The following is a 9466-nucleotide window of genomic DNA, read 5'->3' as shown; positions in this document are numbered from 1 at the left end:
CGACCTCGCCCGGTCCGTCGGCGGCCTCACGCTCGCGGCGTCGACCAAGGCGAACCGGCTCGGCCTCGCGATCTACAAGCGCGACGACCGCTTCGACCTGCAGGACTTCAGCATCCACTCGCTGCAGAAGTCGCTGCACGACCGGGTCCTCGCACCCGCCCACGAGCGGCTCATCGCCATGCACCTCCGCGACCGGGAGGCCGACACCGAGGTCATCGTGGCGTCCTTCCACGCGTCGCCGCTGACGGCCACGAACTCGCTTCGCCGGAAGCAGATCGAGGCGGCGCACCAGTTCGTCCGCGATCTCTCGAGCGAGGCCCCCGCGATCATGGTCGGCGACTTCAACTACCCGTGGTTCCAGACGAACCTCCGCCGCAAGATCGAGGAGCACGGCTTCGCCCTGTCGCTCTCCGACCAGCCGACGTACCTGCGCTACCGCAAGTTCACCGGACACTTCGACTTCGCCACGAGTGTCGGCCTGCACATCGCGGGCGTGGAGACGCTGCCGGCCGGCGTGTCCGACCACCGGCCGATCCTCGTCCGGGCGCACTACGAGCACCCGGGTGACACGGCGGGCTACCCGACGGTCAACGCCTCCGTCGCCTGACGCCTCCGTCGCCGGACGCCTCCGCCGCCGGTCGCGACGTGTCGTCTGTCGTGCGGCGGGTGGTCACGAATCGTCAGTTCCGGGCGGCTGGAGTGACGTCTCGTGACCGTTCGGGGAGCGTGAGCGGGGCGTCGTGACCACACGACGGACGGGAGGCACGGTGCCGACCCGCACCGTGCCTCCCGTCCCGACCGCGCCGTGCGCGCGCTCCGCGCGGTGCCGATCGTCGCCGCGCCCGCGGCCTCCGCCGGCGCTGGTCGGGACTCCCCGTCTGTCGGGTGGCGTGTGGTCACGAAGTGTCGTCATCCTGCGTCGGTGGCGACGCTTCGTGACCGCGCGGGGAGCGTGAGCGGGGCGTCGTGACCACACGATGGACGGGAGGCACGGTGCGCCACCAGCACCGTGCCTCCCGTCCGTGACGTGGTCGCGTCCGCGACCCGCGCTGCGTCAGCGTCGCAGCGTCGCGCGGGCCAGGCGGTTCCCGAGGAACTGGCCGAGCTGGACGATGACGACGATCAGCGCCACCGACACGTAGACGACCCACCAGTCGTAGCGCTGCGACCCGTACTGGATCGCGTACTCGCCGAGGCCGCCCCCGCCGACGAGCGCCCCCTGCGCCGTCATGTCGACGATGCCGATGTAGATGAACGTGTAGCCGAGGATGAGCGGGCCGAGGCCCTCCGGGATGAGCACGGTCAGCAGGATCGACAGCGGGTGCGCGCCCGAGGCCCGAGCCGCCTCGACGACGCCCGGGTCCACCGCGAGCAGGTTCTGCTCGACGATCCGGGACACCGCGAACGACGCCGCGAGCGAGATGGCGAACGTCACGGCCGGCACCCCGATCGTGGTCTGGACGACGACGCGGGACAGCGGGGCGATCGCGGCGAGGAAGATCACGAACGGGATCGGTCGGACGAGGTTCACGACCACGTTGAGGATCGTGTACGCCGTCCGGCTGCCGAGCAGGTTGCCGGGCCGCGTCGCGTACAACGCGAGGCCGAGCGCCAGACCGATGACGCCCGCGATGACGAGCGAGATGATCGACATGACGATCGTGTCGCGCACCGCCCCCACGAGGACGTCGAACGAGTCGATCACGCTCTGGAAGGTGTTGTTCACGCTGCCGCCTCCTCGTCCACGGTGGTACCGGTCGCACGGAGCGCGGCGACGGCCTCGTCGACGGCGGACGGATCGTCGCTCGTCAGCTCGTAGGTGAGCGAACCGATGCGGCGCTCGCGGATCTCACCGACGCCGCCGAACACGAGCTCGGCCGTGACACCGTGCGACCGCCAGGCCGCGTCGATGCGGTTCTGCAGGCCGACCTCGTCCGAGATCTGCACCGTGACCAGCCGTCCCGGATGGTGCGTGCGGAGCCGTGCGAGTTGCTCGGCCGAGGGCCGGTCGTGCAGAGCGGTCCGGACGAAGCGCTGGGCCGCCGGGGTCTTCGGCGCCGAGAACACGTCGTACACGTCGCCGACCTCGACCACGCGGCCGTGCTCCATGACGGCGACGCGGTCGGCGATCTGCCGCACGGCGTCCATCTCGTGCGTGATGACGATGATGGTGACGCCGAGCTCCCGGTTCACCCGGCGGAGCAGGCCGAGCACCTCCGACGTGGTGTCCGGGTCGAGGGCACTGGTGGCCTCGTCGGCGAGGAGCAGCTCGGGGTTCGACGCGAGCGCCCGGGCGATGCCGACGCGCTGCTTCTGCCCGCCGGAGAGCTGTTCGGGGTAGGCGTACGCACGGTCGAGCAACCCGACGAAGTCGAGCAGCTCCGCCACCCGGCGGTCGCGTTCCGGCTTCGCGACGCCGGCGACCTTGAGCGGGTACGCGACGTTGCCCGCGATCGTCCGGGAGCGGAACAGGTTGAACTGCTGGAAGATCATCCCGATCCGCCGACGCGCCTGACGGCGATCCCGCTCGGGGATCGCCGTCAGCTCCTGTCCGGCGACCGTCACCGACCCGGAGCTCGGGAGCTCCAGGGCGTTGACGAGCCGGACGAGCGTCGACTTGCCGGCACCGGAGTACCCGATCACCCCGAGGACCTCGCCCTGGTGCACGTCCAGGTCGACGTCGTCGACCGCGGTGACGGACTCGCCGGTGTCGGCGCGGCGGTAGTGCTTCGAGACGCCGCGGAGTTCGACGAGCGCGGGCACTACTGCTTGGCCGCCTTCGCGTCCTGCTCGACGGTCGCGAGCTCGCTCTGCAGGTCGGCCGCGCTCACGTTGCGCGCGACGGCCTGCGGGTAGTCCTCCTTGAACGCCTGCTGCACGGAGCTGTCCTGGAACAGCTGGGCGAGCGCCAGGTAGGTCGAGTTGTCCTTGTCGGCGTCACGGACGGCGAACACGTTGACGTACGGAGCAGCGCTGGCGCTCGACGGGTCGTCCTTCGAGATGACGTCCTTCACCGGCAAGCCGGCGGCGGTCGCGAAGTTGTTGTTCACGACGGCGGCCGCGACGGAGCCCTGCTGGAGTGCGTTCGCGGTCTGCGAGGCGTCGAGCGTCTGCACGTCGACCTTGTGGGTCTCGATGTCCGCGGTCGTCGAGAACGCGGTGCCACCGTCCTGCAGCGTCAGGAGCTTCGCGTCCTGCAGCACGAGGAGCGCACGCGCCTGGTTGATCGCATCGTTCGGGATCGCGACCTTCGCGTTCGCCGGCAGGGCCGAGGCGCTGTCGTACTTCGTCGCGTACAGGGGCAGCGGGTAGACGGCGGTCGAGCCGATCGGCTGGATGTCGTCCTTCGAGGTCACGTTGTAGTCCGCGAGGTACTGGATGTGCTGGAACTGGTTGATGTCGACCTGCTGGTCCTTCAACGCCGGGTTCGGCAGCGAGTAGTCGGAGAAGTTGACCAGCTGCACGGTGACGTTCAGCTTGTCCTTCGCGAGCTTCGTGTACGTCTTCCAGTACGGCAGCGCCTTGTCGGCGACACCGATCCTCACGGTCTTCGCCGCGCTGTCGCCGGCAGCCCCGGCGCCGCCGTCCCCACCGGAGCGGACGGCACCGACGATCACGGCGACGACGATCGCGACGACGACGACGGCCGCGGCGACGATCCAGCCGATCGGACGCTTGCCCTTCGGCTTCTGGGGCAGTGCAGGTGCGGACATGGTGCTCCTCGTGGGCTGGGCTGTGCGGGGTCTTCGACGGCACACGGAGCATCGGCGGTCCGCGGCGTCCGACGAGTGTGACCGGTGACCGGTGGATGCCGCGAGTTGCGTTCCGCCGTGTTACAGCCGTGTGACAGCGCCGTCCGGTTCACTCGGACGCGTGCGGAGCATCGAACTCGTCCTGACCCCCGCGGCGGACGCTGCCGTGCGAGCGGTGTGGGACGCGCTGATCGCCGACGACCTGCCGAGCCTCGGCCGGCACGTGTCCGCGTCGAACGCTCCGCACGTGACGCTGACGGCCGGCCCGGACCTCGCCGTCCCGGCCGGGTTCGACGCACCGGTGCCGACGGAGCTCCGGGTCGGCGGCGTGCTGCTCTTCCCGGCCGGGACCGAGCGATCGGTGCTCGTCCGGGCCGTGGTGGTGGACCAGACGCTCGCCGCGTTCCACGCCGCGGTGCACCGAGCCGCGCCCGGCGGGGTCGACACCGCGCTGCCGGGAGCGTGGTCGCCGCACCTCACGCTCGCACGCCGCGTGCGCGACGTCGACCTGCCGCGCGCGGTCGCCGCGCTCCGCCGGGCGCCGTTGCCCGACGTGCTCGAGGTGGGCGGCGTCCGGTTCTGGGACGGGGACACGAAGACGGTGACGCCGCTCGGGTGAGCGACGGGGCGGACACGGGACGGGCCTCCTGGCCGGTCGTCGACCGCGCGGGCGACGCTGCGCGCGATCCGACGCCCGTCGTCAGACTCCGAGCACACGCTCGGCGAAGGCGGAGCCGAAGACCCGGTCCGGGTCCGCTGCGCGGACGAGGTCGCGGACGGCCGGGAGGCGCGGGTACAGCCCGGCGATCGCCTCGCCGTCCAGGGAACTCATCTTCCCCCAGTGCGGGCGCCCGTCGTACGGGGCGAGCAGCGCCTCGAGGTCCGGGAGCAGCGCTGCCACCTCGGCGGGGTGCTTCCGCCAGGTGAACGCGATGCAGAGGACGTCCTCGCCCTGGGTCGGGCTCAGCCAGAACGGGTCCGCGGCCATCGTGCGGAGTTCGCAGACGTGCAGGTGCGGGTGGATCCGGTCGGCCATCGTGCGGACGGCGTCGAGCGCGGCCGCCGCGTGCCGGAGGGGCACGAAGTGCTCGCTCTGCACCTCGGACCCGACGCTCGGCACCGACTCGATGGGGAAGTGCGGGAGGCGGTCCCACCACGGGCCGACCGACCCGTCGCGGGCCGTGTGGTGGCCGTCGCCGGGGGTCCCCGGGCGCTTCGGGGCGCCGAGGAGGCCGTCCGGGACGGTGACGTCGTTCGCCCCGTCGGGCACGCGCGACTTCACCAGGACCTCGCTGATCTCGTCGCCGAAGACCGTGTACGAGCAGACCGAGTAGCCGGCGGTGTGGATGCCTGCCACGTTCGCGGTGAAGACGTCCCACGGGACCGGACCGTAGGTGTCCTGCCGCATGCGGTACGAGGGTTCGACGTCGAGGGTCACGCGGGTGACGATGCCGAACAGGCCGAGGTGCAGGACGGTGCCGTCGAAGCCGGGGTCGCCGCGGTGGACGGTACGGAGACCCCCGTCCGGACCGATCAGCTCGAGGGAACGGACCGCGGTGCTCAGCGATCCGAGGGTCGTGCCGGAGCCGTGCGTGCCGGTGGCGATCGCGCCGCCGATCGAGATGTGCGGGAGCGACCCCGTGTTGTGCAAGGCGAACCCGGCGCGGTCGAGGTCCGGGGCGACGAGGCCGTAGCGCGTGCCGGCGCCCATCGTCGCGGTCCGCCGCTCGGCGTCGACCTGGAGGTCGGTCGGGATGTCGGTGAGGTCGAGCAGCACGCCGGGGGAGTCGGCGACGTCGTTGAAGGAGTGCCGGGTGCCGAGGCCGTGCACCCGCGGGGAGCGGGCGACGATCTCCGCGGCCTCGGCGACGGAGGTCGGGCGGAGGATGCGCTCGGCTGTGTAGGTGACCGTGCCGGACCAGTTGAGCTCGCTCGCTGTCGACCGCATGGCGCCCACGATGCCACGCGCCGCCGACAGCCGGGGTGGGGTGCGTGCCGACCTGCCCCGAGGGAACGACGGCCGCAGCGGGCCCCGGCGACGCGGCGGCGCGCCGACGTGCCCGGGCTCAGTGCACCGCGGGAGCGGGCGCGCCTTCCGGGGTCGCCGGGCGGCGGACCATCGAGGCGGTCGCGATGCCCACCAGCGAGATGACCGCCCCGACGAGGAACGCCGTCCGGACGCCCACCGCGGTGGCCGCCGCGACGTCGTCCGCGCCCGAGCTCGCCGCGCCGGCCGCCCCGATCGTCAGCAGCGTCACGAAGAGCGCGGTGCCGGCAGCACCGGCGAGCTGCTGGGCGGTGCCGAGGACCGCGCTGCCGTGCGAGTACAGCGTCGGCGGGAGTCCGCCGAGCGCCGCGGTGAACAGCGGCGTGAAGGTCAGGGCGAGTCCGATGCTCAGCACGACGTGTGCACCGAGCACGAACCACACGCTGGTCTCGACACCGACGGTCGAGAGCGCCCAGAGGACGGCACTGACGATGATCGCCCCCGGGACGAGGAGCACCCGCGGGCCACGGCGGTCGTAGACGCGACCGACGACCGGGGAGAGCAGGCCCATGATGAGGCCGCCGGGGAGCAGGAGGAGCCCGACCTGCAGGACCTCGAGCCCGAGGACGCGCTCGAGGTAGATCGGCAGCAGGATGAGCGTGCCGAACATCGCCATGAAGCTGATCACCATCGCGACGATCGGGACCGTGAACCCGCGCGTCCGGAACGTGCGCAGGTCGAGCAGGGCGGAGTCGGTGCGCTGGAGACGGGTCTGGCGGAACACGAAGAGCGCGAGCGCCACGAACCCGACCACGAGCGACAGGACCGGCACCAGCGGCCCGGTCGACCCCGCTTCGCCGATGCTCGACAGGCCGTAGACGATGCCGCCGAACGCGACGGCGGAGACGACCACCGACACGACGTCGATCGGGGCCTTCCGCGGCGTCGAGACGTTCCGGACCTTGACCATGCCGAGGACGAGCGCGGCGATCGCGATCGGCAGCACGAAGCCGAAGAGCCACCGCCACGAGAACGCGTTGAGGATCAGCCCGGAGATCGTCGGGCCGACGGCCGGTGCGACGGAGATGACGATCGAGATGTTGCCCATGACGCGACCGCGGTGCGCGGGCTCGACCAGGGTGAGCACGGTGGTCATCAGGAGCGGCATCATGATCGCCGTCCCGCTGGCCTGGACGATGCGTCCGACGAGCAGCATCGAGAACCCGGGCGCGAGGAGTGCGATCAGGGTCCCGGCGGAGAACAGGCTCATCGCCCACACGAACACCGGACGCGTGTCGAAGCGCTGCAGCAGGAAGCCGGTGACCGGGATCACGACGGCCATGGTGAGCAGGAAGCCGGTCGTGAGCCACTGTCCGGTGGCGGCGCTGATCCCGAGGTCGTCCATGAGCCGGGGCAGCGCCACGCCCATGATCGTCTCGTTGAGGATGACCACGAAGGCCGAGACGAGCAGGAGTCCGATCACGAGTCGGGTCTCGCCGGGCGACGGCTGCGTCACGCTCCCGGTCCGGGGTGCGGAATCGACGGCCTGGGTCATGCGGGGCTCCTGGTGAGGATCGCGACGTGCGGGACGAGGGGGCGCCGGAGCGCAGACAGGGCAACCGCCTGAACGGATTCGATTATTCCGCTTCCGCCCGACACGCGGCAGGTCCGCTCGGACGCGACCCCGCCGTTCCGCCGTGCACCGCGTTCAGTGGAGGATCGAGAACCCCTCGGTGTCGCCGTGCGGGACGACCGGGCGCAGCGCGACCTCGGTCACCTCGGCGGAGGGGGGTCCGCTCTGCAGCAGCTCCATGAGACGGTCGACGGCCGGCGACGGCCCCTCCGCCTCGACCTCGACCGTCCCGTCGAACAGGTTCCGGGCGTACCCGACGAGCTCGAGCCCGTCGGCCTTCCGTGCCGTCCAGTACCGGAAACCGACCCCCTGCACCGTGCCCGAAACCACCGCGTGCATCCTCGTCACCGTCGTCATGCCCTCACCGTAGGCGTGCGCTCAACGGACGAGTTTTCGGCGGTGTTACCGACTCGTGAAACCCGGTGATAGAGTCATTACAACCCGAACACTTCGAGTCACAATGACACTATCTCCTGAAGCCCCCATCCGCGTCGCGGTGTCCACCGTGATCGTCGCGCTGCGCCCGCACCCCGACACCGGCGCACCGGCGCTGTGGATGCCGCTCGTGCGCCGCGTCGCCGAACCGTTCGAGGGGTCGTGGGCGCTCCCGGGCGGCTGGGTGCAGCCGGACGAGGGCCTCGAGGACTCGGCGGCCGCACGCCTGCGCGAGACCACCAACGTGCAGCCGCGGTACCTCGAGCAGCTGTACGCGTTCGGCGACGTGGACCGCTCGCCGAACCGGGTGGTGTCCATCGTGTACTGGGCCCTGGTGCACCCGGACGAGGCGAACGTCGTGCCCGACGACTGGAACGTCCGGTGGTTCCTCGCCGACGAGCACCCGCCGCTCGCGTTCGACCACGACCGCATCGTGGCGTACGCCCTCTGGCGCCTGCGGAACAAGATGTCGTACTCCCGCATCGCGCAGGCGTTCCTCGGCGACCGGTTCACGCTCGCCGAGCTCCGCGGCGTCTACGAGGCGGTGCTCGGGCGAGCGCTCGACCCCGCGAACTTCCGGCGGCAGGTCGAGAAGACCGACGCGGTCCTGCCGACGGACGAGACCACGAGCGGGGGGCGGCACCGACCCGCCCGGCTCTACCGCTCGAACCCCGACCTGGCGTACGCGGACAACGGTCCGTTGCAGCCGGCCACCACACCGAAGCACCGATAGGAACCGACGTGTCCATCGCCACCACCATCGAACGCATCTCCAACGGCAAGGCCGACGGCGCCACGTGCACGCCGGACCTCGCGATGCCGACCTGGACCTTCGACTCCCGGCCCGGGTACGGTCCGGGTTCGTCGATGTCCGACGTCATCCCGACCGGTGCCCCGCGGCAGGGCGGCATCCCGGACGAGTACAAGACCGCGAGCGACGAGGAGCTGCACGATCGCATCGAGCGGGCGAAGGCCGCCCTCGGCGACCGGGTGGTCGTCCTCGGGCACTTCTACCAGCGCGACGAGGTCGTCCGGCACGCGGACTTCCTCGGCGACTCGTTCCAGCTCGCCAACGCCGCGCTGACCAAGCCCGACGCCGAGGCGATCGTGTTCTGCGGTGTGCACTTCATGGCCGAGACCGCCGACATCCTCGCCCGGGACGACCAGCGGGTCATCCTGCCGAACCTCGCCGCGGGGTGCTCGATGGCCGACATGGCCGACATCGACAGCGTCGAGCAGGCCTGGGCCGAGCTCGAGCAGGTCTACGGCACGGAGCCGGACGCCGACGGCCGCGTCCCGGTCATCCCCGTCACCTACATGAACTCCGCGGCGGACCTCAAGGCGTTCTGCGGTCGGCACGGCGGCATCGTCTGCACGAGCTCGAACGCCGCCACCGTCCTCGAGTGGGCGTTCGAGCGCGGGCAGCGGGTCCTGTTCTTCCCCGACCAGCACCTCGGCCGCAACACCGCCAAGGCGATGGGCATCAGCACCGACCTCATGCCGATGTGGAACCCGCGGAAGGCGCTCGGGGGCAACGACGAGCAGACCCTGCTCGACGCCCGAGTCGTCCTCTGGCACGGCTTCTGCTCGGTGCACCGCCGGTTCACCGTCGACCAAATCGAGCAGGGCCGGCGCGACCACCCGGCGTGCAGGTCATCG

10 protein-coding genes are annotated in these 9466 nt (G+C 71.3%); 4 read left to right on the top strand and 6 right to left on the bottom strand.

From position 1 onward, the window contains the following. On the top strand, window positions 1-607 hold a 607-nt coding region (locus I59_RS07775), incomplete at its 5' end, for an exonuclease (RefSeq protein WP_022903378.1). Between the two features lie 447 nt (window positions 608-1054). On the opposite strand, the gene I59_RS07770 is transcribed toward I59_RS07775, so the two are convergent. From I59_RS07770 to I59_RS07760, 3 genes are read right to left on the bottom strand one after another with little or no spacing between them, the layout of a single operon-like run. Continuing rightward, window positions 1055-1726 (bottom strand): methionine ABC transporter permease, encoded by a 672-nt coding sequence (locus I59_RS07770; RefSeq protein WP_022903377.1) that lies wholly within the window; start codon window positions 1724-1726, stop codon window positions 1055-1057. Further along, window positions 1723-2763, bottom strand: coding sequence for a methionine ABC transporter ATP-binding protein (locus tag I59_RS07765; protein ID WP_022903376.1), 1041 nt, complete (start codon window positions 2761-2763; stop codon window positions 1723-1725). Before I59_RS07765 ends, I59_RS07770 begins: the two co-directional genes overlap by 4 nt. Next, entirely contained in the window at window positions 2763-3713 is a 951-nt protein-coding gene (locus I59_RS07760) for a MetQ/NlpA family ABC transporter substrate-binding protein (RefSeq protein ID WP_022903375.1), read from the bottom strand. The genes I59_RS07765 and I59_RS07760 overlap by 1 nt, the downstream gene beginning before the upstream one ends. 160 nt (window positions 3714-3873) lie before the next feature. Here I59_RS07760 and I59_RS07755 point away from each other — a divergent pair, with 160 nt between their 5' ends. Continuing rightward, a complete protein-coding gene (locus tag I59_RS07755) occupies window positions 3874-4371 on the top strand; it encodes a 2'-5' RNA ligase family protein (RefSeq protein ID WP_022903374.1) in 498 nt (165 codons plus the stop codon). A gap of 81 nt (window positions 4372-4452) precedes the next feature. Here the strand turns inward: I59_RS07755 and I59_RS07750 are convergent, their stop codons facing one another. From I59_RS07750 to I59_RS07740, 3 genes are all read right to left on the bottom strand, one after another. Beyond that, window positions 4453-5700, bottom strand: coding sequence for a D-arabinono-1,4-lactone oxidase (locus I59_RS07750; protein ID WP_022903373.1), 1248 nt, complete (start codon window positions 5698-5700; stop codon window positions 4453-4455). Window positions 5701-5818: 118 nt separating this feature from the next. Beyond that, window positions 5819-7294, bottom strand: a complete 1476-nt coding sequence (locus tag I59_RS07745; protein ID WP_022903372.1) for an MDR family MFS transporter — start codon at window positions 7292-7294, stop codon at window positions 5819-5821. A 153-nt stretch (window positions 7295-7447) separates the two neighbouring features. After that, window positions 7448-7729: an acylphosphatase gene (locus I59_RS07740; protein WP_022903371.1), complete on the bottom strand. Its 282-nt coding sequence runs from the start codon at window positions 7727-7729 to the stop codon at window positions 7448-7450. A gap of 103 nt (window positions 7730-7832) precedes the next feature. On the opposite strand from I59_RS07740, the gene I59_RS07735 reads away from it, so the two are divergent. Both I59_RS07735 and nadA read left to right on the top strand, forming a co-directional pair. Then, entirely contained in the window at window positions 7833-8540 is a 708-nt protein-coding gene (locus I59_RS07735; RefSeq protein WP_022903370.1) for an NUDIX domain-containing protein, read from the top strand. Window positions 8541-8548: 8 nt separating this feature from the next. Then, window positions 8549-9466: quinolinate synthase NadA (gene nadA, locus I59_RS07730; RefSeq protein ID WP_022903369.1), on the top strand; the 918-nt coding region annotated here is incomplete at its 3' end.

The organism is Curtobacterium sp. B8 (assembly GCF_000333315.1).
Lineage (GTDB): Bacteria > Actinomycetota > Actinomycetes > Actinomycetales > Microbacteriaceae > Curtobacterium > Curtobacterium luteum.
This window is presented reverse-complemented; position numbering and strand designations above follow the sequence as displayed.

What these genes read in the sequence shown, in the direction of transcription:
- I59_RS07735 (WP_022903370.1), top strand. Translation starts at nt 7,833, where the DNA reads ATGACACTATCTCCTGAAGCCCCCATCCGCGTCGCGGTGTCCACCGTG.
- I59_RS07760 (WP_022903375.1), bottom strand. Translation starts at nt 3,713, where the DNA reads ATGTCCGCACCTGCACTGCCCCAGAAGCCGAAGGGCAAGCGTCCGATC.
- I59_RS07745 (WP_022903372.1), bottom strand. Translation starts at nt 7,294, where the DNA reads ATGACCCAGGCCGTCGATTCCGCACCCCGGACCGGGAGCGTGACGCAG.
- I59_RS07750 (WP_022903373.1), bottom strand. Translation starts at nt 5,700, where the DNA reads ATGCGGTCGACAGCGAGCGAGCTCAACTGGTCCGGCACGGTCACCTAC.
- I59_RS07740 (WP_022903371.1), bottom strand. Translation starts at nt 7,729, where the DNA reads ATGACGACGGTGACGAGGATGCACGCGGTGGTTTCGGGCACGGTGCAG.